Source organism: Streptomyces sp. NPDC104096, assembly GCF_055584385.1.
The window spans coordinates 1-26,858 of sequence record NZ_JBVJMD010000068.1 but is presented as its reverse complement, the minus strand read 5'-3'; the positions used below and the strand labels follow the sequence as shown (position 1 = coordinate 26,858).

General features: G+C 69.6%; 21 protein-coding genes and 3 pseudogenes. 18 read left to right on the top strand and 6 right to left on the bottom strand.

Annotated elements, in window-relative coordinates; translation table 11 throughout:
• Window positions 1–61 precede the first annotated feature (61 nt).
• The 7 genes from ACZ60B_RS37805 (at window position 62) to ACZ60B_RS37775 (ending at window position 7,797) form a co-directional block, all read left to right on the top strand.
• Window positions 62–1,354 (top strand): D-tagatose-bisphosphate aldolase, class II, non-catalytic subunit, encoded by a 1,293-nt coding sequence (locus ACZ60B_RS37805; protein WP_469395401.1) that lies wholly within the window; start codon window positions 62–64, stop codon window positions 1,352–1,354.
• The gene (locus ACZ60B_RS37800) at window positions 1,351–2,523 is read left to right on the top strand and encodes an SIS domain-containing protein (protein ID WP_469395399.1); all 1,173 of its coding nucleotides are present in this window, start codon (window positions 1,351–1,353) and stop codon (window positions 2,521–2,523) included. Before ACZ60B_RS37805 ends, ACZ60B_RS37800 begins: the two co-directional genes overlap by 4 nt.
• Before the next feature lie 34 nt (window positions 2,524–2,557).
• Entirely contained in the window at window positions 2,558–3,562 is a 1,005-nt protein-coding gene (locus ACZ60B_RS37795) for an N-acetylglucosamine kinase (protein WP_469395397.1), read from the top strand.
• Complete coding sequence (locus ACZ60B_RS37790) at window positions 3,555–4,478, top strand: DMT family transporter (RefSeq protein ID WP_469395395.1); 924 nt, start codon at window positions 3,555–3,557, stop codon at window positions 4,476–4,478. The genes ACZ60B_RS37795 and ACZ60B_RS37790 overlap by 8 nt, the downstream gene beginning before the upstream one ends.
• 113 nt (window positions 4,479–4,591) lie before the next feature.
• Window positions 4,592–5,440, top strand: coding sequence for a class II fructose-bisphosphate aldolase (locus tag ACZ60B_RS37785; protein WP_469395393.1), 849 nt, complete (start codon window positions 4,592–4,594; stop codon window positions 5,438–5,440).
• 315 nt (window positions 5,441–5,755) lie between these two features.
• Window positions 5,756–7,264 (top strand): CoA-acylating methylmalonate-semialdehyde dehydrogenase, encoded by a 1,509-nt coding sequence (locus tag ACZ60B_RS37780; RefSeq protein ID WP_469395391.1) that lies wholly within the window; start codon window positions 5,756–5,758, stop codon window positions 7,262–7,264.
• A gap of 59 nt (window positions 7,265–7,323) precedes the next feature.
• A complete protein-coding gene (locus ACZ60B_RS37775) occupies window positions 7,324–7,797 on the top strand; it encodes a cupin domain-containing protein (RefSeq protein ID WP_469395389.1) in 474 nt (157 codons plus the stop codon).
• A 47-nt stretch (window positions 7,798–7,844) separates the two neighbouring features.
• Here the strand turns inward: ACZ60B_RS37775 and ACZ60B_RS37770 are convergent, their stop codons facing one another.
• Complete coding sequence (locus ACZ60B_RS37770) at window positions 7,845–8,159, bottom strand: hypothetical protein (protein WP_469395387.1); 315 nt, start codon at window positions 8,157–8,159, stop codon at window positions 7,845–7,847.
• A 167-nt stretch (window positions 8,160–8,326) separates the two neighbouring features.
• Window positions 8,327–9,517: pseudogene (locus ACZ60B_RS37765) on the bottom strand (RNA-guided endonuclease InsQ/TnpB family protein); the annotation flags it as partial.
• A 25-nt stretch (window positions 9,518–9,542) separates the two neighbouring features.
• Between ACZ60B_RS37765 and tnpA the strand changes: the two are divergent.
• Window positions 9,543–9,958: pseudogene (gene tnpA / locus ACZ60B_RS37760) on the top strand (IS200/IS605 family transposase).
• 67 nt (window positions 9,959–10,025) lie between these two features.
• On the opposite strand, the gene ACZ60B_RS37755 reads toward tnpA, so the two are convergent.
• Window positions 10,026–10,667 (bottom strand): Gfo/Idh/MocA family protein, encoded by a 642-nt coding sequence (locus ACZ60B_RS37755; RefSeq protein ID WP_469395385.1) that lies wholly within the window; start codon window positions 10,665–10,667, stop codon window positions 10,026–10,028.
• Window positions 10,668–11,184: 517 nt separating this feature from the next.
• Here ACZ60B_RS37755 and ACZ60B_RS37750 point away from each other — a divergent pair.
• The 7 genes from ACZ60B_RS37750 to ACZ60B_RS37720 all read left to right on the top strand — a co-directional run bounded on the left by ACZ60B_RS37750 (window position 11,185) and on the right by ACZ60B_RS37720 (window position 17,728).
• Window positions 11,185–12,000 carry an endo alpha-1,4 polygalactosaminidase gene (locus ACZ60B_RS37750; protein WP_469395383.1) on the top strand — a complete coding sequence of 272 codons (816 nt, stop codon included), beginning with the start codon at window positions 11,185–11,187 and terminating at the stop codon, window positions 11,998–12,000.
• Between the two features lie 641 nt (window positions 12,001–12,641).
• The gene (locus ACZ60B_RS37745; RefSeq protein ID WP_469395381.1) at window positions 12,642–13,973 is read left to right on the top strand and encodes an ABC transporter substrate-binding protein; all 1,332 of its coding nucleotides are present in this window, start codon (window positions 12,642–12,644) and stop codon (window positions 13,971–13,973) included.
• A gap of 11 nt (window positions 13,974–13,984) precedes the next feature.
• Entirely contained in the window at window positions 13,985–14,923 is a 939-nt protein-coding gene (locus ACZ60B_RS37740) for a carbohydrate ABC transporter permease (RefSeq protein ID WP_469395379.1), read from the top strand.
• Window positions 14,920–15,810, top strand: coding sequence for a carbohydrate ABC transporter permease (locus ACZ60B_RS37735; protein WP_469395377.1), 891 nt, complete (start codon window positions 14,920–14,922; stop codon window positions 15,808–15,810). The genes ACZ60B_RS37740 and ACZ60B_RS37735 overlap by 4 nt, the downstream gene beginning before the upstream one ends.
• 43 nt (window positions 15,811–15,853) lie before the next feature.
• Entirely contained in the window at window positions 15,854–16,063 is a 210-nt protein-coding gene (locus ACZ60B_RS37730; RefSeq protein ID WP_469395375.1) for a hypothetical protein, read from the top strand.
• The gene (melA, locus tag ACZ60B_RS37725; RefSeq protein WP_469395373.1) at window positions 16,060–17,373 is read left to right on the top strand and encodes an alpha-galactosidase; all 1,314 of its coding nucleotides are present in this window, start codon (window positions 16,060–16,062) and stop codon (window positions 17,371–17,373) included. The genes ACZ60B_RS37730 and melA overlap by 4 nt, the downstream gene beginning before the upstream one ends.
• Window positions 17,374–17,500: 127 nt before the next feature.
• Entirely contained in the window at window positions 17,501–17,728 is a 228-nt protein-coding gene (locus tag ACZ60B_RS37720; protein ID WP_469395371.1) for a sigma factor-like helix-turn-helix DNA-binding protein, read from the top strand.
• 313 nt (window positions 17,729–18,041) lie between these two features.
• Here ACZ60B_RS37720 and ACZ60B_RS37715 read toward each other — a convergent pair whose 3' ends face one another.
• The gene (locus ACZ60B_RS37715) at window positions 18,042–19,472 is read right to left on the bottom strand and encodes an endo-1,4-beta-xylanase (protein ID WP_469395369.1); all 1,431 of its coding nucleotides are present in this window, start codon (window positions 19,470–19,472) and stop codon (window positions 18,042–18,044) included.
• Between the two features lie 717 nt (window positions 19,473–20,189).
• Between ACZ60B_RS37715 and ACZ60B_RS37710 the strand changes: the two genes are divergently transcribed.
• Together ACZ60B_RS37710 and ACZ60B_RS37705 are read left to right on the top strand one after the other, a co-directional pair.
• A complete protein-coding gene (locus ACZ60B_RS37710) occupies window positions 20,190–21,656 on the top strand; it encodes a non-reducing end alpha-L-arabinofuranosidase family hydrolase (protein ID WP_469395367.1) in 1,467 nt (488 codons plus the stop codon).
• Between the two features lie 155 nt (window positions 21,657–21,811).
• On the top strand, window positions 21,812–22,276 hold the full coding sequence (locus ACZ60B_RS37705) for a phosphate-starvation-inducible PsiE family protein (protein WP_469395365.1): 465 nt from the start codon (window positions 21,812–21,814) through the stop codon (window positions 22,274–22,276).
• On the opposite strand, the gene ACZ60B_RS37700 is transcribed toward ACZ60B_RS37705, so the two are convergent.
• Window positions 22,204–24,423 (bottom strand): FUSC family protein, encoded by a 2,220-nt coding sequence (locus ACZ60B_RS37700; RefSeq protein ID WP_469395363.1) that lies wholly within the window; start codon window positions 24,421–24,423, stop codon window positions 22,204–22,206. The genes ACZ60B_RS37705 and ACZ60B_RS37700 overlap by 73 nt on opposite strands.
• 339 nt (window positions 24,424–24,762) lie before the next feature.
• Window positions 24,763–25,938, bottom strand: a complete 1,176-nt coding sequence (locus ACZ60B_RS37695) for a glutathione-independent formaldehyde dehydrogenase (protein ID WP_469395361.1) — start codon at window positions 25,936–25,938, stop codon at window positions 24,763–24,765.
• A gap of 376 nt (window positions 25,939–26,314) precedes the next feature.
• Here ACZ60B_RS37695 and ACZ60B_RS37690 point away from each other — a divergent pair.
• A pseudogene (locus ACZ60B_RS37690) lies at window positions 26,315–26,858 on the top strand (helix-turn-helix domain-containing protein); the annotation flags it as partial.

The window sequence follows — 26,858 nt, the reverse complement described above, 5'->3', positions numbered from 1 at the left end:
CACGTTTCCGAAGGCGCGCCGACAGATGCGGCTGAGCCCTCCGGAGAACCCTGGAGCGATCATGTGGAACCCCTTGGATGAAGTGGTCCGCCACCAGAAGGCAGGCGAACCGCACGGCATCACCTCCGTCTGCTCGGCCCATCCGCTGGTCATCGAGGCAGCGGTCCGCCAGGCCCTCGCCTCGGGAGGCACCGTCCTCTTCGAGGCGACCTCCAACCAGGTGGACCAGTACGGCGGCTACACCGGCATGCGGCCCGAAGACTTCCGGGAACTCGTGCACGGCATCGCCGCCGGGCACGGGCTGCCGCTGGACCGGGTCGTGCTCGGCGGAGACCACCTGGGACCCAACCGGTGGCGGTCACTGCCCGCGGAGTCGGCGATGGCCGAAGCGGACGAGCTCGTCGCGGCATACGTCCGGGCGGGCTTCACGAAGATCCACCTGGACTGCAGCTTCGTCTGCGCCGACGACGTCGCTCCGCTGACCGACAGCCTGGTCGCCGAGCGCACCGCACGGCTGGTGCGCGTGGCCGAGACCACCGCGGGTGACTCCGCCGACGCCCTTCGCTATGTCATCGGAACCGAGGTGCCGGTGCCGGGAGGGGCGCACGAGACGCTGGAAGGCATGGCCGCCACCAGCCCGCAGGCGGCTCGCGTGACGCTGGAGCACAACCGGCGCGCGTTCGAGGAGCACGGTGTGGCCGGGGTCTGGCCTCGTGTCATGGCCCTGGTCGTACAGCCCGGCGTGGAGTTCGACCACCTCCAGGTGTTCGACTACCGGCAGGAGCGGACGGCCGAGCTGCGCACGGTCCTCGCCGACGAACCCGGCATGGTCTTCGAAGCCCACTCCACCGACTACCAGACGGTGGACGCACTGGCCGGCCTGGTGGAGGACCACTGGGCGGTGCTCAAGGTCGGCCCCGGCCTGACGTTCGCCCTGCGCGAGGCCCTGTTCGCGCTGGCCGACATCGAGGACGAACTCGTACCGGCCGGATCCCGGTCCCGGCTGAGCGAGGTGGTCGACCGGCGGATGCGTGACGAGCCCTCCTGGTGGGAGGGGTACTACGGGGGCGACGCCGACGATCAGCGGCTGGCCAGGCGCTACAGCTACAGCGACCGCATGCGTTACTACTGGCCCGACCCCGAGATCGCCGCGGCGCAGGACCGGCTGTTCACCAACCTCTCGGGCCTCGACATCCCGCTCCCTCTGCTGAGCGCCCACCTGCCCAACCAATACCAGCGCGTCCGGACCGGGGCCCTGGCCGCGACGCCGCGCCATCTCGTGGTCGATCACGTCCGTGACGTCCTGCGCGACTACGACCGTGCATGTCGAACCCATGACAAGGAGTACGCGTGAAGACCACCACCCAGGACCTGGTGCCGCAGGACTGCGGGGCCGACCACACCACCGCCGAGATCGTCCAGCAGCCCGACGTGTGGCGTGAGGTCGGGGCGATCATCGCCGGTGGACGCGCGTCCCTGGACGCCTTCCTCGCACCCCTGCTCGCCGACGAGGACCTGCGGATCGTCCTCACGGGAGCCGGTACCTCGGCCTTCGCCGGAGAAGTCGTCCGGGCCGCGGTCGCGCGCGCCACCGGCCGACGCACCGATGCCGTTTCCACCACCGACATCGTCGCCGACCCCCACGCGTCCTTCCCCGACGACGTCCCCACGCTGCTCGTCTCGTTCGCCCGGTCCGGGGACAGCCCCGAGAGTGTGGCGGCGACCCGGCTGGCGGACCAGGTCCTGGCACACGTGCACCACCTCGTCATCACCTGCAACAGCGCCGGGCAGCTGGCACGCCTCCACGGCGAGAGCGCCTCCTCCCACGTCCTGCTGATGCCCGCCGCGTCGAACGACCAGGGCTTCGCCATGACGTCGAGCTTCACCGGCATGCTCCTGGCGTCCCTGCTCGCCCTGGGCGCGCTCACCACGGACGCCATCGAGGCCCCCGCCACGGCGGCCGAGCACATCACCGCGGGCGGCCTCAGCCCGCAGATCGAGGCGCTGCTGGCCCGCGAACCCGAACGGCTGGTGTACCTGGGCAGCAGCAGCGCGCTCAAGGGGCTGGCCCAGGAGTCCGCCCTGAAGCTGCTGGAGCTGACCGGAGGCGCGCTCGTGGCGTCCTCGGAGTCCTCACTCGGCTTCCGCCACGGCCCCAAGTCGGTCCTGAACGACCGTACGGCCGTCGTCGTCTACGTGTCGAACGACCCCTACACGCGCCGCTACGACCTCGACATCCTCGTCGAACTGCGCGCGGGGCTGCCGCAGGGCAGCGTCGTCGCCGTCTCCGCGTCACGGGACGGACTGCCCGACGACGGCACCTGGCTGCTTCCCGGGCTCGCGGATGTCGACGACACCGTCCTCGCCCTTCCCGCGGTGCTGTGCGCGCAGTTGGTCGCGCTGCGCGCGTCCCTGCACCAGGGCATCCGGCCCGACAACCCGTTCCCCTCCGGAGAGGTGAACCGCGTGGTGCAGGGCGTGACCGTGCATCCGCTCCCCCAGCGACGCGACGACGTCGCCTGACAGCGTCCAGACAGAGCCGAGCGGAGGAACAACGATGTTTCTGGGTGTGGACGGCGGAGGCACCAAGACGGCCTTCTGCCTCATCGACGGTGCGGGCACCATCAGGGCCCGGGCGGTCGCGGAGGGAGCCTACTACTTCGCGGACAACGCCACCGGGGGTGTCGAGCACGTCGCGCAGGTCCTGCGCGAGGGAGTCCGGGCCGTGACGCAGGACGCGGGCATCACGCCCGCGGACATCGCCTACGCGTTCCTGGGCCTGCCCGGGTACGGGGAGGTGCCCGGCGACGTCGCCGCGCTGGACGCCGTTCCCGGCGAGGTGCTGGGCCACCGGCGCTACGCGTGCGACAACGACATGATCTGCGGCTGGGCCGGATCGCTCGGCGCGGTGGACGGCATCAACGTCATCAGCGGCACCGGATCGATGACCTACGGCGAGCGGAACGGCCGCGGTGTGCGCACCGGAGGCTGGAGCGAACTGTTCAGCGACGAGGGGTCGGCGTACTGGATCGCCGCCCGCGCGCTGAACGTGTTCTCCCGGATGAGCGACGGCCGGCTGCCCGAGGGTCCGCTCGCGCAACTCCTGCGCCGCCATCTCGATCTGACCACGGACCTCGAAGTGATCGACGTCGTACTCAACCGGTGGCAGGGGCACCGCAGCGAGATCGCCTCGCTGAGTCCCCTCGTGGTGGAGGCGGCCGGGCTGGGCGACACGCAGGCCGCCGCCGTCCTCACCCAGGCCGGACAGGAACTGGCCCTGCTGGTGGACAGTGCGCGCCGTCGGCTGGGCTTCGCCGCGACCGAACCCGTCCCCGTGTCCTACTCGGGCGGAGTCTTCGGCTCGGCCGCCGTGCTCGACGCGTTCACCACCGAACTCCGCGACGGCACGGCCCGCTACGAACTGCGCCACCCGCTGTTCGAACCGGTGGTCGGCGCGGCCATCTACGCGGCGAAACTCGCCGGAACCCCACTCGACCACGCAGCGCTCGCCGCCCTGCGCTCCACCTCGGAGATCACCACCACGGAGAACCGCCATGCGTGACCAAAGAAACTGGATCCTGTACGCGGGTCTGCTCGTCCTGTTCTGGGGCGTCTGGGGAGCGTTCTCGAGCCAGCCCACCGAACGGTACGGCTACCCGAACGAGATGATCTACGTCATCTGGGCCTTCACCATGCTGCTGCCGGCAGCCGTCGCGCTGCGCCGGGAGCGGTTCGACCGGCGGCCGATCGCCGCGGTCTACGGGCTCGCGGCGGGACTCACCGGGGCGGGCGGTCAACTCCTCCTGTTCCAGGCGCTGTCCAACGGTCCCGCCTACCTGATCTTCCCGGTGGTCTCGCTCTCCCCGGTGATCACCGTCCTGATGGCCGTGGCCATGCTCAGGGAGCGGATCGGACGACTGGCCGTCATCGGCGTGGTCGCCGCGCTGATCGCCATCGTGCTCATCAGCATCCCCGCGGGCGACCACGGCTCGGCCGGCACCGGGTCCTGGCTGCTGCTGTCCATCCTCATCTGCGTGGCCTGGGGCGCCCAGGCGTTCTTCATGCGCAAGGCCGCCCTCGCCGACGTCAACGACGCCACCACGTTCGGGTGGATGACCATCAGCGGCCTGCTGCTCGTCCCCGTGGCCGTCCTCATGATGGGCGGGCTGCCCGACGCCCCGTGGCAGGCTCCGGCACTCGCCGCCGGTACCCAGGTCCTCAACGCCGTGGGGGCGCTGTTCCTCGTCATGGCGCTGAGCCGCGGCAAGGCCAGCGTCGTCGCACCGATCACCAACGCCCTGGCGCCCGTCCTCACCATCGTGCTGTCGCTGGTCATCTACCAGACGCTGCCCACGATATGGGGGACGATCGGCATCGTCCTCGCCCTCGGCGGATCCACTCTGATGGTGTACGCCGACGAGAAGCGCGAAGAGACCCCCGAACCCCGGGTTCAGTCGGCGCCGCTGACGGGCCCGTAGACCCCCGCTCTCCGGTGGTTCGGATCACGCCAGGCCCGCGCAGGCCGGCCTGATCCGAACCACCGCACACGGACATCGCAGGTTCAGACAGCCCCCGCGCGAGGAGCACACACATGCCTCTGGCCCCCACCGGCGAGCTGGTCGCCCACGCCGCGACCGAACGCCGTAGCGTCACCGCCTTCAACGTCATCACCCTGGAGCATGCCGAGGGCATCATCACCGGCGCCGAAGCGGCCGAACGACCGGTGATCCTGCAGATCAGCGAGAACGCCGTGCGGTATCACAGGGGCCAGCTCCGTCCGCTCGCTCTGGCGGCCGCCTCGATGGCCCGGTCCAGCACGGTCGAGATCGCACTCCACCTCGACCACGTGACCGACGTGGAGCTGCTGCACCAGGCGGCCGACTGCGGTTTCTCCTCCGTGATGTTCGACGCCGGGGCCCTGCCCTACGCCGAGAACGTCGCCGCCACCGCTTCGGCGGCGCGCTGGGCTCACGACGCGGGGCTCTGGCTGGAAGCCGAACTGGGCTATGTGGGAGGCAAGCCGGACGCCCCCGCGAGCGCGCATGCCGCGGGTGTACGCACCGACCCGGCGGAAGCCGCCGACTACGCGGCGCGCACCGGCGTGGACGCCCTCGCGGTCGCGGTGGGCAGCAGCCACGCCATGACCGAACGGTCGGCGACGCTGGACCAGGCGCTCATCGAACGGCTCCGAGAAGCGGTTCCGGTCCCCCTGGTGCTGCACGGCTCCTCCGGAGTCCCGGACGGCGAACTCCGTTCCGCGGTCCGCGCCGGCATCGTGAAGATCAACATAGGGACGGCGCTCAACATGTCCCTGACCCGCGTCGTGCGCGACACACTGGACTCACTGCCCGCATTGACCGACCCGCGCAAGTATTTGGGTCCGGCCCGCGACGCCGTAGCGGCGACCGTACACACCACGCTCACGATGCTCGCTCACTGACGGCCACCGGCACCGTCCCGACCGCCGAGCCGCTGCCCGGCGCTCCGCGGCCTTCACCGCCACCCCTGGAACGACTTCCGAGTGACCTGCCCCACGACAGTTCGGGACCCGACACAGGCACTTCGGGCCAGGGGTCCCCGAAGCGCGGGAACGGGCCGATCCGCGACGTAGCTTCGATGTCAGCAGCCCCGCTCCGCCGGGCGTGGGCAGTGGATCCCTGACAGGACCGCGGACAGCCCGGCCGAGGTCGAGGCACCTGAGGTGAAGGACATGGGCCTCAGCAGCCGCCGCAGTCAGCTTCGAGGAGTTCCGCCGATGAAGACCGTCACCCATTGGATCGGGGGCAGGCCCTTCGACGCCGCTGCCCCTGATTCCGGCACCTGGGGCTCGGTGACCGACCCCGCGACCGGTGAGGTGACCGCCCAGGTCGCGCTGGCCGGTGCCGACGAGGTCGACGCCGCGGTCGCCGCGGCGAAGGACGCCTACACGACCTGGAGCAGGTCGTCGCTCGCTCAGCGGACCGCCGTCCTCTTCCGCTACCGCGAGTTGCTGCACGCACGCCGCGACGACCTCGCGGCGCTGATCACCGCCGAGCAGGGCAAGGTTCACGCGGACGCGCTGGGCGAGGTGGCCCGTGGGCTGGAGATCGTCGAACTGGCCTGTGGACTCGGCACGGCGCTCAAGGGCGACATGTCGACCGAGGTGTCGAGCCGTGTTGACGTGGCCTCCATTCGCCAGCCGCTCGGTGTGATCGTCGGCTTCTCCCCGTTCAACTTCCCCGCGATGATCAGCATGTGGATGTTCCCGATGGCGATCGCCTGTGGGAACACGTTCGTCCACAAGCCCAGCAGCAAGGCCCCGTCCGCGTCCATGCTGCTCGCCGAGCTCGCGGCCGAGGCCGGTCTGCCCGACGGCGTGCTCAACATCGTGCACGGCGACGAGACCGCGGTGAACGCGCTGCTCGACCACCCCGACGTGGCGGCTGTGTCGTTCGTGGGTTCCACGCCGGTCGCCCGTCACGTCTACACCAGGGCATCCGCGGCCGGTATGCGGGTTCAGGCGCTGGGCGGGGCCAAGAACCACATGCTGGTACTGCCGGACGCCGACCTCGACGCCGCCGCGGAAGCGGCCGTCACCGCGGCCTACGGCTCCGCGGGTCAGCGCTGCATGGCCGTCTCCGTGGTGGTCGCGGTCGGGTCGACGGGCGACGAACTGGTGTCGCGGATCGCCGACCGAGCCAGGAAGGTCACGATCGGCCCGGGCAGTGACCCGGCGTCCGAGATGGGCCCCCTGGTCACCAAGGCGCACCGCGACGAGGTCGCGGACTACGTCGCGGGCGCGGCCGCCCAGGGAGCCGATGTGGTGCTCGACGGAAGAGACTTCACCGTCGACGGCTTCGAGAACGGGTTCTGGATGGGCCTCTCGCTGCTCGACAGGGTCGCCACCGACTCGGACGCCTACCGCAACGAAATCTTCGGCCCCGTGCTGTGCGTGGTCCGCGCCGCGACCTATGAGGACGCCCTGCGCATCGTCAACGGCTCGCCGTTCGGCAACGCCAGCTCGATCTTCACCCGGGACGGGGGCGCCGCCCGCCGGTTCCAGCTGGAGGTCGAGACCGGCATGGTCGGCGTGAACGTGCCGATGCCGGTGCCAGTGGGCTACCACTCCTTCGGCGGCTGGAAGGACTCAGCCTTCGGCGACCACCGCATGTACGGCAGCGAAGCAGTGCACTTCTACACCCGCGGCAAGGTCATCACGAGCCGCTGGCCCGAGCCCGCGCAGGTCGCGGCCGGCCCGGACCTGGGCTTTCCCGCCTCGCGCTGACCCGGCAAGCGCGAACGCCCTCTCGTACCCCTCCCTGATTCCAGACCGAAGGAACCACCGTGAACTCCACGAACCCTTCCCTGGTGGTGCAACCCGGCGACGCGACCGGGGCGCTGCTCAAGAACGGCGCGTTCGAACTGCTCGCCGACGGAGGCGCGGTCAGCGCCAGCCGGCTGACACTGGGGACCGGCGCGGACGGAGCTCCACCGCACCACCACAAGCTCTCCCACGAGCTGTTCTACGTACTCGATGGGTCGGTCCTCTTCCGCCTGGGCGACACGCTGACCACGGTGGGAAAGGGCGGTCTCGTCGTGATACCACCCCACCTCCCCCACGTGTTCGGCGCGGCCGAGGACACCGTGGCCGACATGGTCGTCGTACTCAGCCCCGGCATCGAACGGTTCGGCTACTTCGAGCAGTTGGCGGCCATCAGCCGCGGTGAGGCGGAATTCGCGTCGCTGATCCCCGAACAGGACCGCTACGACGTGCATTTCGAGAACATCCCCGGCTGGCGGTCGAGGCCGCCTCAGTGACTCGCCTTCGCCGCACCGTGTCCTGGATGTGACACGCGTAGGAGGATTCAGGCGATCCGGGAGACCGGGTCGCGGGAACCCGGCTGGTGGCGTGCGAAGTAGTCGGCCAGGTGCGGGGCGAGGGCGGGGACGTCGACCGGGGTGCCCCCCGAGCGCAGGGACGTGGTGGCCGCGATGCCGGTCGCGACGGCCTCGCGGGCGGCGACGGGCGATGACTCGGTCGAGCCTCCGTACGCGACGAAGCGCAGGAACTCGTCGACGAGTGACTGATCCGCACCGCCGTGCGCGCCGTCCACCGCCTCGGTGGGGAGAACGGTCAGATCGGCCTTCGGCCGGTAGCCGGAACGGCGCCGGTTCCACACCTTGATCGACGGGGCATCGCCTTCGACGCCGTCCCCGAGATTCTCGATCCGGCCCTCGTCGCCGATGATGGTGTAGCTGCGCCAGCAGTCGGGTGTGAAGTGGCACTGCTGTTGACATCCTCCCCGGCCCAAAGGCCGAGCATTCCCGCCTGCTCCCACCCGACAGGTGAGGGCTTCGGGTGGGTTCCTGCTTCGCCGCGCTGTGCGGACACGGGTGCCCGTCTGACCTGCGCTCCACAGGCTGTCACCGCCAGTCCGGCGGCCTTGGCGACGTTGACCGCCGCGTTGGCGTCCCGGTCGAGGACGGTCCCGCATGCCGAGCACGTCCATACGCGGACGTTCAGCGGCTTGGGTCCGTCCTTGACGCCGCATGCGGAGCACACCTGTGAGGTCGGCTCGAACCGGCCGATCTTCACGAAGGTGCGCCCGTACCGGGCGGCCTTGTACTCCAGCATGCTCACGAACGCGGACCATCCGGCGTCGTGGACGGACTTGGCCAGGCGCGTGCGGGCGAGTCCCTTCACCGCCAGGTCCTCGACGGCAACCGCTTGGTTCTCGCGGATGACCCTTGCCGAGAGCTGGTGGTGGAACTCGCGTCGCGCGTCGGCGACCCGCGCGTGCGCGCGGGCGACCTTCACCCTGGACTGGGCCCGATTGCTGGAGCCCTTCTGCTTGCGGGACAGGTCCCGCTGCGCCTTCTTCAGGCGTTTCTCGGCCCGGCGCAGGAAGCGCGGGCTGTCGATCTTCCGGCCGTCGGAGAGGACCGCGAAGTGTCCGAGCCCGAGGTCGATGCCCACCTCGGGCGTCGTCTGCGGCAGCACCTCGGAGGCGTCCGTCTCCACGACGAAGCTCGCGAAGTACCGGCCCGCACTGTCCTTGACCACCGTCACCGTGGACGGTGTCGACGGCAGCGCCCTCGACCACTTGACCTTCAGGTCGCCGGTCTTCGGCAGGCGCAGCTTCCCGCCCGGCGTGATGGACCAGCGGGCATTCGCGGTGAAACGGACGGCCTGCCGGGTGTCCCGCTTCGATTTGTACCGGGGTGCGCCCATACGGAGGCGCTTGCCTTTCAGGCCGTCAAAGTAGTTCCGGTAGGCGGTGTCCAGGTCGCGCAGGGACTGCTGCAGGACAACGGCGGAGACCTCGCCGAGCCACGCTCGTTGCGGGGTCTTCTTCGCCTCGGTGATGAGCTGCTTCGACAGGTCCCCGGTCTTCGGGAACGGCAGCCCCTGGCTGCGGGCGCTCTCCCGAACGCGGAGCGCGTCGTTGTAGACCACCCGCGCGCACCCGAACGCCCGTGCCAACGCCATGCGCTGACTGGCACTCGGGTACAGGCGGAAGCTGTACCGAAGCTGCACACTGATCACGCTACACAGTTGGTCTATGGGTATCGATGAGAACGTTCGCACCGGCCGCCACTGTGCCTTCCGCATACATGTCCACTTGGTTTTCGTGCCGAAATACCGGCACTCCGTCTTCGCCGACCGGCACCTGACGCGCTGCGAGGAGATCATGCGGGCCGTGTGCGAGGACTTCGAGGCGGACTGGTCGAGTTCAACGGCGAGGCCAACCATGTCCACCTGCTCGTGAACTTCCCGCCGAAGGTCGCCGTGTCCAGACTGGTGAACTCCCTCAAAGGCGTGTCCTCGCGCAGACCCCGCCAGGTGTTCCCCGACCTCGTCCGCCACTACTGGCGGGCACAGCGCGTCTGGTGCGGCTCGTACTTCGCCGGCTCGGTCGGCTGCGCGCCTCTCAGCATCGTGAAGCAGTACATCGAGCGGCAGAACCAGCCGCACTGACCCGGGCTGAAGTGAACAGTGCGGATCCGTACACATAGCCGAGGTCAGAGCAGTTCTCAGATTCGCTTCACCACCGGGCTGAAGCCCGGTGCACTGCGAATAAACCCCGGTAGCCGCCCGCGAGCCAGTGGATCGCGTCCAGGTCGTGTGCGCCCTTTTGCAGCAACAGGCTGGTGGTGCGGGCCGGTTCGGCGTGCCAGTCCTTGAAGTAGTATTCGCCGCCGTGGCCGACGAAGTGCCGGCACCACACCGCCCGCACGGTTCCGATCGCCCCTTCGTCGACGAGCCCGCGCATGGTGCGCAGGACCGGCAGGTGGCGGAGGTTGTGTCCGACGTAGAGCCGGGTGCCGGTGCGGGCCGCGGCGGCCAGGACGCGGTCGCAGTCGTCGAGGTCGACGGCCAGCGGCTTCTCGGCTAACACGGCGACGCCGGCTTCGAGGAAGTACAGGGCCGGCGCGGTGTGCAGGTCGTCCGGAGTGAGGACGAAGACGGCGTCGAGGTCGTCCGTGAGCATGTCCTCGTAGCGCTCGTGGACGTGGACGTCGGGCCCGAAGAGCTTCCGGGCGTCCGTGCGTCCGCGCTCGGACGTATCCGCGCAGGAGACCACGCGGGCCGAGCCGGGCCGCTGGGCCAGGACGGCCAGCCCGGCTCGCTGGCCGGTGCCTACGACACCGACGCGCAGTTCCCGCGCGGCCGGCCGGTTGGTCATGAGGCATCCCTTCGTCGCGGACAGGGAGACACGGCCGACGCCTGGATGTCCTGGGCCTGTCGGAGGGTCGGCCGCGGTGCCGGGAGGGTGGGCGGTGGCCGGCAGAGACGCGTCACGAATCGCCCGGGGCCGGCACCGCACTCCCCGATCGACCGTTACACCGACGACCTTAGATGCTCGAAGGTGCTCAATCAACGCTTGTAATAAGCAGTTTCGAGCATTCTTTCTCCGCCGGGACGCGTCGTCGACGCGCCGCCCACTCTCTGCCACGCCTGGCCGCCGGCTGTCGCGTCTCACCACGCGAGCATCCAACTGCCGTGGGAAACAAGGGACTTCGCAACCCATTGACATGGACACAGGCGATCGCTTTACTCCCGGACTACACCGGAGCCACGCTCCGCGTTCAGAGGCACGCCCAGCCGGTATGCAGGCCCCGCGCCGCAAGCCCGGCCCGAGTCGCCAGGACACCCCACTCGTCCGAGGCGGGGACGTGCCCGCTTCCTCTGGAGCTCACGACATGAGCCACCTCAACACCACCACTGTCAAACTCACCGGCACGGTCATCGGCGCGGCCGCGCTGACCGGCGCTCTGTTCGTCGGGGCGCCCTCGACGCAGGCGGCGACGGTGTCCCTGCCGCCCACGCACGCGGGCTTCGACTACCAGATCGGCGGCGCCTACACGCCGCCCGCAGGCGTCAGGGTCGTCACCCGTGACCACACCGCCTCCCCGGCCGCCGGCCTGTACAACATCTGCTACGTGAACGCCTTCCAGGCGCAACCGGGTGCCGAGGGCGAGTGGGCGTCGGACCTGTTGCTGCGCGACTCCGCGGGCAAGGTCGTCTACGACAAGGACTGGGGCGAGGCACTCCTCGACGTCGGCACGGACGCCAAGCGCCAGCGGATCGCCAGCCAGATCGGATCCCAGATCGACGGCTGCCGGGACAAGGGCTTCCAGGCCGTCGAGCCCGACAACTACGACAGCTACACCCGCTCCGGAGGCCGCCTGACGGCGAACAACGCACAGGCGTTCATCAAGCTGCTCTCCGCCCGCGCCCACGCGGACGGTCTGGCCATCGCCCAGAAGAACACCCCCGAGCTGGCCGGCAACCGCACCGCCAACGGCCTCGACTTCGCCGTGGCCGAGGAGTGCGGCCAGTACGACGAGTGCGGCGACTACACCAGCGCCTTCGGCAACAACGTGATCGTGATCGAGTACACCAACTCCGGCAAGTCGAAGGCGTGCAGGGGGTGGGGCGGCACGCTGAGCATCGTCCAGCGCGACGTGGACGTCTCACCGGCCGGCAGCAGTGGATACGTCCGCAAGACCTGCTAGGACGTCCGCAGGACCCGCCGAGGCGCATCCCGCACTGATCACGACCTCAGGCGCGCCCTGAACCGCGTGCCGGCCTGTGACGGCTCGGTGAGCCGTCACAGGCCGGCATCGCCTGGTGCTCAATCATGCAGGTTTCCTCGGCGTTTCACGCACATCCAATCATCGCCTCCCTCTTGACAGCTTCCTGGCACCATCGCTTAACTCCTGGTCAACGCCGTAGTCGAAGCACTCGGCAGCAGAGGTACGCCCAGCCGGTAGCTGACCACGCGCCAGGAGTCCGGACTGAGTCGCCAGGACCACCTCGGGGTCCGAGGCGGGGACGTACCCACCATGTTCTGGGGCCTGGACATGATCCGAATCCATGCGACTCCCCGCGGACGGCGAGCCACGACGACCACGGTCGGTTGCGCCTCACGTGCGGGCCGCCCCCTCCGGTCGCCCGGCGCCCGCACCCGGCCGCCCGTCCCGCTCCGCGCCCGGCCCTGAGCACCGGCCCACGGCGTTCCGGCTGTCCGGGACCGGCACCGGCCGGCCGGCCGGGCCCGCCGGGACCACCCGCCGTCGCCGCGACCGGAACGCCGTACACCGAACGCATCCCTGACGCACTGCGCATGTCCCGCAACTCCGCACGGGAGGTACCCATGTCCGCGCTCACCCGCAGCGCACAGCCCCGACGGCGCGCCGTGCTGCGCACCGGCGCCGCTCTGGCCACCACGGCGGCCGCGGGCCTGTGGGCCTCCGGCTGCGCGGCGGGCGGCGACGACGGCGTGAGTGCCGACGGCACCGTGACGATCGAGATGTGGCACGGGCAGACCGACACCGGCAAGAAGGCCATGGAATCCCTGACCGACTCGTTCATGCGGAGCCACCCCCGCATCCGGGTGGAGCTGGGCGGCGGGGTGCTCGCCGACGCGATGCTCCAGAAGGTGACCGCGGCCCTCGCCGCCGGCTCCTACCCGGACATCGCCTACGTCTTCGGCTCCGACCTGGCGAGCGTCGCCCACAGCCCTCAGGTCGCCGACCTCACCGACATGGTCGGGCACGCCGGCACGCCCTGGACGAACTACTGGCTCCCGGCGCGCCAGGCCGTGACCGTCAACGGCCAGGTACGCGCCGCGCCCGCGCTGCTGGACTCGCTCGCGGTGGTCTGCAACCGGAAGCTCTTCCAGCAGGCCGGACTGCCGCTGCCCGAAGCGGACTGGCACTGGGACGACTTCGTCGCCACCGCCAAGGCGCTCACCGACGTCGGCCGCGGCCGATTCGGCACCGGCTGGCCGGGCGTCGGCGACGAGGACACCGTCTGGCGCATGTGGCCCATGATCTGGGATCTGGGCGGGGACGTCGTCGCCGACGACGGCAAGCGCATCGGGTTCGGCGGCGACGCCGGGACCCGCGCCCTGGAGGTGGTGGCCGCCCTCGCCCGGGACAGGAGCGTCTACGTCGACCCGAAGCCGGGCAGCGAACAGATGTACCAGGTCTTCCTTTCCGACCGGATGGGCATGGCCGTCACCGGACCCTGGCAGCTCCCCGACATCCGGCAGGCGAAGATCGACTATCACGTCGTCCCGCTGCCCACCTTCTCCGGCCGGCCGGTGACCATCAGCGGACCCGACACCTGGACGGTGTTCGACAACGGCGCCGCCCGCACGAAGGCAGCCAAGACCTTCGTCAGCTGGCTGATGCAGCCCGCTCAGGACGTGCGCTGGGACATCGACGCGGGCAGTCTCCCGCTCAGCCGCCGCACCCGCGACCTGCCCGCCTGGCAGCACCAGGAGAACGACACCGAGGGCCTGGACGTGTTCACCAAGGCACTGGACTCGGCCCGCGTGCGCCCCGTGCACGCCGCCTACCCGCAGATCTCGCAGGCCCTCGGACAGGCCGTCGTCGCCGTGCTGCTGGGCCGGAGCAGTCCCGCCCAGGCACTGCGCTCCTGCGCCGCCGACGCCAACGCCGCACTGCTCATACCCCGCTGAGGAGATCCGCCGTGTCCCGAGTGCCCACCCCGATCACTCTGCCCCGGCCCCCGGACAACCGGCGCGCCCAGCGCCGCAGACGGGCCGCCGAGTCCGCGATGGCCTGGACGTTCGTATCGCCCGCGGTCCTGATCATCCTCGGTCTCAGCGTGGTGCCCATCGTCTGGTCGCTGCTGCTGTCCTTCCAGGCCGACGACCTCGTCACCCCGAGCCGCTGGGTGGGCCTGGACAACTACCGCGCCCTCGCCCAGGACCCCCACTTCAGCCAGGCCGTGCACAACACCCTGCTCTACACCGGGCTGTACGTGCCGGCGAGTATGGCGGTGGGGCTGCTGCTCGCCCTCGCCCTGAACCGGCACCTCCGTTTCGTCGGGCTCTACCGCACCCTGTTCTTCGTCCCGTTCGTGGTCTCCTCCGCCGCGCAGGGCGTGCTGTTCTCGTTCATCCTGGACCCGCAGTTCGGCGCGGCCAACGCGGTACTGCACCACCTCGGGATCCCGTCGCAGGGCTTCCTCAACGATCCGTCCCAGGCGCTGCCCGTGCTGGTCGCGATCAGTCTGTGGAGCGGTACCGGCTTCTGCATGGTCATCTACCTCGCGGCGCTGCAGGACGTGCCCGCCTCGCTGATCGAGGCGGCCCGGCTGGACGGCGCCGGCCGCTTCCGGATCCTGCGGCACGTCACCCTGCCCACGCTCCGGCCCGTCTCGGTGTTCCTGCTGCTGTGGCAGACCATCGAGGCCCTCCAGACGTTCGACCTCGTGTACGTCACCACCAAGGGCGGACCCCTCGGATCCACCACGGTGATCGTCTACTTCATCTGGGAGCAGGCGTTCAAGAACGCCACCGCGGGGTACGGCGCTGCCTCCGCGTATGTTCTGGCCGCGGCCCTGGGCCTGATCGGCCTGATCTTCCAGATCGCCCGCCGCCGACTCCAGGGAGCCACCGCATGACCGCCCTCTCCGCTCCGGCCGAAGCCGCGCAGGCCGCCCCGACCGTCCGGCCCGACACCCGCCGGCGACGCCGACGGCTGCCGTTCAGCCCCTGGCACCTGCTGCTCGCGCCGATGGCGCTGCTGTTCGCGGTACCGCTCATCTGGCTGGTGCTCAGCTCGGTGATGAGCAACGCGGAGATCAACCGCTTCCCGCCGGCTCTGTGGCCCTCCCGTCTGGACCTGGGCGGCTACCGCTACGTGCTCGGCAACGCGATGTTCCCCCGCTGGTTCGCCAACTCGTTGCTCGTCAGCCTCGTCACGGTGACCGCGAACCTCGTGCTCGGCACCCTGGGCGGCTACGCGTTCGCCCGGATGCGGTTCGCCGGCTCCCGGCTGCTGCTCGGCCTGATGCTGGCGACGATGGCGATCCCGTTCCAGCTGACGATGATCCCCACGTTCCTGGTGATGAAGCAGCTCGGCCTCATCGACACGCTCGGCGCGCTGATCGTGCCGTCCCTCGTCACGCCGTTCTCGGTGTTCCTCCTGCGGCAGTTCTTCCTCTCGCTGCCCCGCGAAATGGAGGAGGCCGCCTGGATCGACGGCTGCTCACGGCTTCACGTGCTGTGGCGGATCGTACTGCCGCTGTCCCGGCCGGCCCTCAGCACGGTGGCCGTCCTGACGTTCCTCAGCACCTGGAACGACCTGACCTGGCCACTGATCGCCATCAACCACGACACCCAGTACACGCTCCAGCTCGGCCTCACGACCTTCCAGGGACAGCACCACACACAGTGGGCAGCCGTGATGGCCGGGAACGTCATCACCGTGCTGCCGGTCCTGCTCGCCTTCCTCGGCGCGCAGAAGGCGTTCATCCAGTCGATCACCTCGACCGGTCTCAAAGGCTGATCCCACTCGTCACCCGACACACCACCCAGGCAGGAACAACTCAGTGCCGCACACCTTCGGGCTGCTCGACACCGGTGACACCGACCCTGACATCACCGTCGGTCCGCTCGACGCAACGCCCCTCACCAGAGCGGTTCGTTTCGGCGCGGTCCGCGAAGCCACCTCCACCCGTGCCCACGACGGCATGACCGCACAGCCCACGCGGGATGAAGCCCTCGCCCGCCCTTCCGAGACCGAGGAATGCCCGGTATGACCACCGCCCCCAAGATCGTCCTCCTCGGCGCAGGCAGCGTCGTCTTCACCCAGGGACTGCTCGCCGACCTCCTCGCGTTCCCCGAACTGAAGTCCGCGCACGTCGCGCTGCACGACATCGACACCGAGCGTCTGGCCACCGCGCACGCGGCCGCCGTCCGCATCGCCGACGTCCTCGGCGCCACGCCGGACGTCACCGCGGACACCGACCGCCGCAAAGCCCTGACCGACGCCGACTTCGTCATCAACATCGTGCAGATCGGCATGGTCGAGGCCACCCGGACCGACTTCGAGGTACCGGCCCGCTACGGCGTACGCCAGACCATCGGCGACACCCTCGGCATCGGAGGCATCTTCCGCGCCCTGCGCACGTTCCCGTTCCTGAAGGATCTGGGGCGGGACATCGCCGAGGTCTGCCCGCAGGCCTGGCTGCTGAACTACACCAACCCCATGGCCATGAACGTCCAGTACCTGACGCAGGCCACCGGCCTGACCCGGGTGGTGGGTTTGTGCCACTCGGTGTACTGGACGATGCGCGACCTCGCGGACCTTGTCAAGGTGCCCTACGAGGAGATCAGCTACCACGCTGCGGGCGTCAACCATCAAGCGTGGGTGCTGCGCTTCGAGCACCAGGGCCGGAGCCTCTACCCGAAGCTGGACGAACTGATCTCCTCCGACGACCAGTTGCGCCGCAGGGTCCGGGTCGACATGTACCGCCGGCTCGGCTACTACCCCACGGAGACCAGCGAGCACTCCTCCGAGTACCTTCCCTGGTATCTGCACCACGACAGCGAGGTCGAACGACTGCGGCTGCCGATCGGCCAGTACCTCAAGATCGTCGACGAGAACGTCGCCACCTACGAGCGTACCCGCGACGCGCTGGCCGCCGGGACGCCGGTCGCCGTCGAGGGGACGATGGAGTACGCACCGCAGATCATCCACAGCATGGTGACCGGCACCCCGCGCACGGTCTACGGCAACGTCCCCAACCGGGGCCTCATCGACAATCTGCCTGCGCACGGCACCGTCGAGGTGCCGTGTCTGGTGGACCCGCTGGGCGTCCAGCCCACCCGCGTCGGCTCCCTCCCGCCTCAGCTCGCGGCGCTCAACCGCACTTATCTGAGCGCGAACGACCTGGTGGTGCGGGCGGCCGTTGAGGACGACCCGCGGCACATCAGGCACGCGGCAATGACCGACCCAGCCACGGCGGCGGCCCTGCCGGTCGAGGACATCTGGCGTCTGTGCGACGACATGGTCACCGCCCACGGCGCTCTCCTCCAACCTGGGCTGCGCACCCGTCTGGGTTCATGACCGTCTGGGTTCATGACCGACCGCGGACGCACCCGCGCACCACCGTGACGGCCGCCGAACGCCCCCGTATTCCGCTCGTTCCGGAGAACCCCTGGACAGCAACGAGGCCGAGCGAAGCTCCGAAGAGGTGGTCGTCGAAGGCTTCCGCAACAGCGGACTGGCCGAAGCACTCAACAGGCTCCCCCGTCGCATGCGGCAGGTCACCTGGCTGTGGACACTCGGCGCGCCGACAGCCCATATGGCGCAGCAACTGCGCATCAGCCCCAGTACAGTCCGGGTCCATCTCTTCCAGGCACGTCAGCGCCTTGCCGCTGACCCTCTTGTGGTTCTTCTCGCCGGCCCCGCACGATCCTGACCACACTGCCCTGTGTCAATCTGGTTGATGCCGGCCTGCGTCTTGTCGAACGCGTCCAGGGGGCCGGTGTGCAGGAGGTTGTCCGGGGCGAGCGGAACGGCTGAGCAGAGCTCGGTCAGGCGCCGAAATGTTCGCTGAGGCAGACGGCCGCACCGCGTCGGCCGACCCCAGGCCCCGGCGTTGTGGCGGGAGTTCCGGGCCAACGCCTATGCCCATCCGCAGACACCCTTCGTCGGCCGGGCCGGCCGCGAGGGTCGCCGCCACCACGGCGGCGACCCTCGCGATCACAGGCGATGTCTTCGTGCAGGCCCGGTCAGGCGCGGGTCCAGCGTTGGTTGTTGCCGTTCGAGCAGGAGTAGAGCTGGACCAGGGTGCCGTTGGCGGTGCCGCCCCCGACGGCGTCGAGGCAGAGGCCGGACTGGACGCCGACAACGGATCCGTCGGAATTGAGGCGCCACTTCTGGTTGTCTCCGCCCCAGCAACTGTAGATCTGGACCTTGGCGCCGTTGCCGGTGCCGGCGGCGTCCAGGCACTTGTTGCCGTAGACCCTGAGCTCACCGGCGTCGGTGTACGTCCACTGCTGGTTGGTGCCGTTGTGACAGTCCCACAGCTGGACCTGGGTGCCGTCGGTGGTGCTGCTGCCGGGCACGTCCAGGCAGCGGCCCGAACCGACGCCCTTGATCGTTCCGCCGTCCGCGGGCGGCGTGGTGGAGCCGCCGTTGAGTGCGTTGAGGACGGCGGTGTAGGCAGACTTCTTGCTGCCGTCGTTGTTGAACAGCAGCGGCGTCTGCTCCGATCGCCAGGAGTCGCTGTCGCGCACACCCCAGACGGTGACGCCGAGGCAGCGCGAGACGGCCAGGCAGTCGTTGACCACGTTGGCGTAGGTCGAGGCCGGGGCACCCTGGATGTCGAGTTCGGTGACGGCCACGTCGACGCCGAGGGCGGCGAAGTTCTGCAGGGTGGTGCGGAAGTTGCTGTTGTAGGGGCTGCCACTGTTGAAGTGTGACTGGAAGCCGACGCAGTCGATCGGCACGCCGCGCTGCTTGAAGTCCCGCACCATGGCGTACACGGCCTGGGTCTTGGCCCAGGTCCAGTCCTCGACGTTGTAGTCGTTGTAGCAGAGCTTGGCGGACGGGTCGGCGGCGCGCGCGGTGCGGAAGGCGACCTCGATCCAGTCGTTGCCGGTGCGCTGCAGGTTGGAGTCGCGCCGGGCTCCCGAACTTCCGTCGGCGAAAGCCTCGTTCACGACGTCCCACTGCGCGATCTTGCCCTTGTAGTGGCTCATCACGCCGTTGATGTGGTCGATCATCGCCTGGCGCAGCGTGCTGCCGTTGAGGCTCTGCATCCAGCTGGGCTGCTGGGAGTGCCAGGCCAGGGTGTGGCCGCGCACCTTCTTGCCGTTCTGTACCGCCCAGTTGTAGACGCGGTCGGCGGCGGTGAAGCTGAACTGGCCCCGCTGCGGTTCGGTGGCGTCGATCTTCATCTCGTTCTCGGCCGTCACCGAGTTGAACTCACGGGCCGCGATCGTCGCGTACGTCGAGTCGCTCAGCCTGTTCGCGGCGATGGCGACGCCGAAGTAGCGGCCGCTCTGCGCCGCCGCGGCGCCGAGCGTGTTCTCGGCGGCCCGAGCGGGCGGCGGCGCGACCAGCGCGGCGACCACACCCAGGACACCGGCGACCAGCGCCAGCAGCAGAACGCGGACCTTCCGCCGGACAACGGGTCCGGGAAGGACATATGAGCCCATGGCTGTGCCTCCAAGGTAGGAATAACGGGATCACCGGACACGGCGCTCATGGGCCCCGGGAGGATCTCGACCGGCACGGACGGGCCCGGTCGGCCGCCGAGTGACGTACGCCGGGCGGCAGCGGTCTTTCGACACAGGCATGGGGGTACTCCCATCGCGGCTCAGCCGGGAGGCCGTCACGCGGCGTCGCATCCCTCTCCGACCGCGCGGAGAGCCGGGATGCGTCGGTGCGAGCCTCACCGGGACGAAAAGCGGGGTGACGCAGGTGCTTTGGCGCGCGGATCCGTCGGGCAGCCGTGCGCGGCTCTGCGGTACGGCACGGTCTGCCCAGAACCCACATTGTTCGATATCTCGGACCACGGTCGGTTTGCCAGACAGATGATTGAGGGTTGACGGTGACTCGTCAATCCTTGCGACAGAAAAGTTTCCGATTTCATCTCGAAACTTTCGAAGCTCCGTCAAGACGGGCGAACCCTGGACCGGAGAGCCGCCATCGCGAACCACCTGGGAGTTTCCCGTCGAGGCCAGGGCCTCTCGCGCCCCGGAGGGAGGAACTGTTTGCGGACAGATCGACGACAGACCTTGACCGAAGGGCCTCGCCTTCCTAGCTTGTGGCGTCACAGACCCGAGATCACCGCGAAACTTTCGAATCCTACCCCCGGCACGGCTGCCGCTCCGCGGTTCATCGGCGGTACCCAACCCCAAGGAGGCCCTCTGATGTGGCTTCGCCACCCGTCCCCGGTCCGCCCAAGACGCTTACTCGGCGTCCTTGCGCCCTTGCTGCTGCTGGCCACCTTCCTCGGTGCCCAGCCCGCCGAGGCCGCGACCATAGACCCCAACGCCTCGTACGTGCTGGTCAACCGCAACAGCGGCAAAGCCCTGGACGTCTACAACATGGCGACCAACGACGGCGCCCGCATCACCCAGTGGACCAGGAACGACCAGAACCAGCAGCAGTGGCAGTTCGTCGATTCCGGAGACGGCTACTACCGCATCAAGTCCCGCCACTCGGGCAAGGCACTGGACGTCTACAACTGGTCCACCGCGAACGGCGGCTCGATCGTCCAGTGGACCGACCTGAACGGCACCAACCAGCAGTGGCGGCTGGCCGACAGCTCGGACGGCTACGTGAGGCTCATCTCGCGCCACAGCAACAAGGCCCTCGAAGTACAGGGCGCCTCCACCGCCGACAACGCGAACATCGTCCAGTACGACGACTGGGGCGGCACCAACCAGCAGTGGCAGCTCGTCAAGGTCGGCGCCGACACCCCCGGCTCGTGTGATCTCCCGTCGACCTACCGCTGGACGTCGACGGGCGCGCTGGCGCAGCCCAAGCAGGGGTGGGTCTCGCTCAAGGACTTCACCGTCGCCCCCTACAACGGCAGACAACTCGTCTACGCCACCACGCACGACACGGGGACGAGGTGGGGTTCGATGAACTTCGGCCTGTTCACCAACTGGTCGGAGATGGCCTCGGCCGGCCAGAACACGATGTCCAGCTCGACCGTCGCACCCACGCTCTTCTACTTCGCGCCGAAGAACATCTGGGTGCTCGCCTACCAGTGGGGCGGGACCGCCTTCTCCTACCGGACGTCGAGCGACCCCACCGACCCGAACGGCTGGTCGTCCGAGCAGGTGCTCTTCTCCGGAAGCATCTCCGGCTCCGGAACGGGTCCCATCGACCAGACACTCATCGGTGACGGCACGAACATGTACCTGTTCTTCGCCGGCGACAACGGCAAGATCTACCGGGCCGGCATGCCGATCGGGAACTTCCCGGGCAGCTTCGGCTCCACCTCGACAGTGATCATGAGCGATACGACGAACAACCTGTTCGAAGCTCCGCAGGTCTACAAGCTGCAGGGCCAGAACCGCTACCTCATGATCGTCGAGGCGATCGGCTCGCAGGGCCGGTACTTCCGCTCGTTCACGGCCACCAGTCTGAACGGCTCCTGGACACCCCAGGCCGCGACCGAGAGCAATCCCTTCGCCGGCAAGGTCAACAGTGGCGCCACCTGGACCAACGACATCAGCCACGGCGAACTGATCCGCACCGGCCCCGATCAGACCATGCCCGTCGATGCCTGCAATCTGCAGTTGCTCTACCAGGGACGCAGCCCCAACTCCGGCGGCGACTACGGCCTCCTGCCCTACCGTCCGGGTCTGCTGACCCTGCAGCGCTGACGGCAGGACGCGGTCCGGCTCCGAGGGGGAGCCGACGTGGCGGGCCCGGCGGAAGGCCGGGCCCGCCATGCCATGATCCGAACGGCCCGGGTCACCTCCCCGCCCCGCGGTGAAGGACGCCGCCCGCAGGCAGCACTGCGCCACGCCCGAGCAGGGTGGCACACAGCACCGTCTGGGCCGGCACGATCCCGGCGAAGGGAGCGGCGACGAAGTGGTGCGACGACACTGGTGGTCGGCGCCTGCCCGGTCCGCGGCGGGATCGGCCGACAGCTGTTCGCTCCGCCCTGGACAGCAGCCTGGTGCTGTCCATCGTGGCCGAGCTCCTCCACACCGTTCGCCTCACCATCAGGAACCAGACCCTCGACGCGGAGCCGTTCCTCGTCGTCGGCCTGATTGCCGGCATCCGCAGGGTGCTCATCGTGACGACCGAGGCGGAGAAGTCCTTCCGGTGGAACGTCGAGGGGGTCGAACTGCTCATCGTGGCGGGGCTGATCCTCGTGATGGCGACAGCAGTGTACGTGTGGCAGCGCTCGACGCGGCCGGGAGACTATTTCCCGCTCCAGGAGGCGGGGCGCTCCCCGTCGCCGACTTCGTCACGCACTCTGGTGCGCGGCTCCTGACCGTCACCTTCCGCCGCCGCGGCCGCCCGCACTCGCTGCTCCTCGCGAGCAGATCCGACGTCCCGTTCCAGGGGTGTGCGACTCACGGCTGTCGCGAGGTCCTCCAAGGCTTGCTTCTGCAGTTCCGCCTCGCGCCGCACGACCGGGCTCCGGTCCCCGGCGGCGCCCTCCCACGCGTGGAGCGCCTCCTCCACGTGTCCCCAGTCCGGATTCCTGTGCTCGCGCAAGGCCACTGCTGCCTTCTCGGTGTCCGTCTCCAGGGCCTCGGCGAACCGCTCCGCCTCGGGGACGACACGGCTGTCGGCCCGCGGGACGTGGCTCTCCATGAGCATCGCCACCCGGCCGAACCTCTTGAGCGCCTCCTGCGCCTCCCGCGCCTCGCGCGACGTCAGACCCCTGGGGCGGACCGGTTCCTGCCTTGCCTGTTCGTATGCCCCCTGCCAGGCGGCACGTGCTTCCCTGCTCGCCAGCAGTGCCCTGCGCATGTCGGCGTGATGCTCCCGGGTCGGTTCGGCGTAGTCGCGGAGCACTGCGGCCGCGTAGCGGCCGTTGGCGGCGAGCCAGTCCGCGAGCCGGCCCGGCAGCCGGGGTGTCTCCCATGCGGGGAACACCACGTACGCCAGCATTGCCAGGGCCCCGCCGAGCGCGGTGAGCACCACTCGCTCCGGGACTGTCTGCTCCCATGCCTGGCCGCCCATGCCGAGCAGGAAGACGACGTACGCGGCGGTGAAGCACTGGGAGTAGGCGTAGCCGGTACGGTTCAGCGTGTACGACAGGCCCGCCGAGACCACCGCCAGGGCGCCGAACACATGGGCGTCCGGGCCCAGGGCCCGCACCATGCCGGTGGCGAGTGCGACCCCCGCCAGGGTCCCGGCGAGACGGGCCACCGCACGCGCGTACGTCTGGTGGAAGTCCGGCCGCATCACCATCACCGAGGCGATGGGCGCCCAGTAGCCGTGGCCCAGGGGCAGCCGGGCGGCGATCAGATAGCCGAGCGTGGCCACCGCCGCCAGGCGGACGGCGTGCCGGAACACGGGCGAGTCCTGGCGGAGCTCACGGCGGACCGCCCGGACGACGACCGGGACCAGCCGGAGCATTGTCGGGCGCACCAGGAACTCGGCGCCGGCGGGGCCGGACGGCGTGGGCGTCCTCCCGGGCGCGCAGCCGCTCCCGGCGATCTCCAACGCCTCGCCGAGCAGTTCCACGAGTCGCTTGGCGGCTTGCCGCGCGGGGCCCTCCAGCACCTCGTGCTCCTCGTCGACGCGCAGGACGTCCGTGCTCTCGGGCCGCACCTCGGCGGGAGTGCCGCAGCGGATCGAACGGGCGACCGCATCCAGGACGTCGGCGGCCGCGTCGAGCAGCTCCCGCGCGCGATCCCGCCCGGGTCCCTCCGCCGGGGCGCCCACGTCCGGGTCGGCGAGCGCCGCGACCACCGGCCGAATGCGCTCGGCGAGTCCCCGGGGGCCGTGCAGGACGGGGGGACGGGTGCGGGCTTGCGACGGCGTCACGGCAGCCGCGTCCCGGGCCGTCATCAACGGCTCCGGGTCGAACGGGGCGGTCGGGTCGTGCCGCAACCGGCGGGCGTAGTCCGCCACGGCGGCCAGGGCGTCGGCGAGCGCGTCACGATGCGCTCCCCAACGCCGGATCGGGAACAGCAAGATCAGCACGGCCTGCGTCACGCCCCCGAGTGCGATGACCCCGGCGTGCTCCAGGGCTCGCCCGATGCTCGTGGGCAAGGTGATGGTCACCAGCATGCTGCCCACGGTCGTCGCTGCGACGATCCCAGCGGTCGATCCGGCGGCCCACGCCATTCCCGCGGCAAAGGCCCATACGGCCAGCAGCGGCAGGAACGTCACGAGTCGCCCCGCCGCCAGGTAGCCCACGAAGGTGCTGAGCGCCAGACCCGCGCCCGCGCCGAGCGCGATCACCTTGCGTGGACGCCAGCTGCGCTGGAAGGTGGCCCCACCCGCGGAGTAGGCGCCGAGGGCGGCGGACGCGGCATACGCGGGGGAGACCAGCCACAGCGCCGGCCCGATGACGAGCGCCACCCCAGCGGCCGCACGCAGCGCGAGCAGGGGCTCCAGCCGCGTCTCCTCGATCTTGAGCCCGGATCGCACGACCTCCCCGAAAGCCCGCAGCCACGTCACGGGTGTCCGCCCGGCCGGAATGCCCTGCCGCGTCGCGTCGGCCTGGTTGAGGTGCGGCCATCGTCGGGCAAGGAAGCCTCCCACATGACCCGCTGGCTGGCTGGCGGCCGCAGCCGCTGGAAGGGGTGCTGCCACTGCGGACACTGCTGCGTCCGCCGTCCGTCCTCCAGGCCGAAGCGCGGGCAACCGTTGTTGGTTCAGGTCCGGCCGGAGCGCGGCGATTGCCCCGGCCCCGTCCGGAGGACGGACAGATCGCCACCCGTCCCCCGGACCGGTCCAGGGGAAACAGGGGACCGGACCGGTCCAGGGGAAACAGAGGACACGGCGGCCCCGGGTCTCTTACCGCTTGTGGCCGTTGCCGTGCCCGTTGGGATGCAGGACGACCTTGGTCCAGCCCTCGTCACGGGCGTCGAAGTGCTCGTAGGCGGTGGGGGCCTCGTCCAGGCTGAGCTCGTGGGAGACGACGAAGCTCGGCTTCGCCTTCCCGCCGGCGATCAGGTCCCGCAGCGCCCGGTTGTACTTCTTCACCGGCGCCTGCCCCGTGCCCATGTGCTGGCCCTTGAACCACATCATGCCGAAGTCGATCGGGACCTTGCCCTGGGCTTCCAGCTCGCCCTGGGCCTCCGCGCCGCCGGGGTCCTGGGGCAGGAACACGCCCACCACGCCGATGTCGCCGGTGAACCTGACCGAGTCGATCAGGCCGTTGAGCGTGAGGCTGGCGTTCTCGTGTCCCTGGGGGTCGTGTGCCTGGTAGCCGACGCATTCGCAGCCGTTGTCGGCGCCCAGGCCGAGGGTGGCCTCCTTGACGACCTCCGCCGGGTTCTGCTCGGCGGTGTTGATCGGGATGGCCCCGATCTCCTCCGCCTTGCGCAGCCGGTCGGGCTGGTGGTCGGCCGTCCAGACGCGGCCGGCGCCCTTGAGGAGGGCGGAGTAGGTCGCCATCAGCCCGACCGGACCGGCCCCGAAGACGATCGTCTGGTCACCCGGTTTGACATGGGCCATCTCGGTGGCGTGATACCCGGTGGGGAAGATGTCGGCGAGCATCACGTAGTCGGTCTGCCGCTCGGCGGCGTCCTCGCCCAGACGCAGCGCGTTGAAGTCGCCGTAGGGCACGCGCAGCAGTTCCGCCTGGCCGCCCTGATAGGGGCCCATGTCGGCGAATCCGTAGGCGGCTCCGGCGAGGGCCGGGTCCGGCTGCATGGTCAGGCAGTAGTTGGTCAGACCCTGCTCGCACTGCTTGCAGAAGCCGCAGGCGATGTTGAAGGGCAGGACCACATACTCGCCCACCTGGACCTTGCGGACGGCCGAGCCGACCTCCACCACCTGGCCCATGTTCTCGTGTCCCAGGGTGCGGCCGGAGTCGAACGAGGTGCGGCCCTCATACATGTGCAGGTCCGAACCGCAGATGTTCGTGGTGGTGATCTTGACGATGATGTCGCAGGGGTGTTCGATCTTCGCGTCCGGTACGTCCTTCACGGTGACCGTTCGCGGTCCTTCGTATACCGCTGCCTTCATGATGACTTCCCTTGATGTCGCGGCATGGCGGTGATGGAGAGGGCGCAAAGAGCCTGACTCTCGGAAGTGCTAAGACGGGGTCCGTGGCTCCGGCACGTCTCTGCGGACCGTTCACCTGGATCAGATGGAACGGTCATTTGCCGCCGGCCCGCCAGGCGGAGCTTCGGCGCGCCGACGGCGTCCGGGTCCCCGTCGGCCCCCGAGGCGAAACAACCACGCACCGACCGATCAGCGGAATCTCCGGACCCGGACGACCACCGACCAACGGCACATCTCCGACTGAGGTCACCCGCCAGTGCCGCATCAAGCAACGTTCGCCCCGTGATGATGCGTTGTCTTGCCGTGCGGGGTGGCCGCGGGCGGCCAGAATGATCACGTGGCTGAGCGCGTGCGGGTCCGGGAGATCGACGACGAGGAGGGCAGGCGGTTACTGCGGATTATCCGCAGGGGCACCGGTTCGGTGGTGACCTGGCGGCGGGCCCATATGGTGCTGCTGTCCGCGCAGGGCATGCCCGTGGCGAAGGTCGCCGAGGTGACGTTCACCAGCGCGGACCGGGTCCGGGACGTGATCCACGACTTCAACGCCGACGGCTTCGACTCGCTCCATCCGAAGTACAAGGGCGGCCGGCCGAGGACCTTCCCCCTGCCCGAACGCCGGGAGATCAAGAAGATCGCCAAGACCAGGCCGGTCGAGCACGGCCTGTCGTTCTCGACCTGGAGTCCGGTCAAGCTGACCGACTTCCTGGTCGCCGAGGGGGTGGTCGACGAACATCAGCCACGAGGGCCTGCGCATCCTGCTCCGCGAGGAAGGCGTCTCTTTTCAACGCGTGAAGACCTGGAAAGCCTCGCGTGACCCCGACTACGCGGCCAGGAAGGCCCGCGTCGAGCGCCTCTACGCGATCGCCGACGGCGAGGTCATA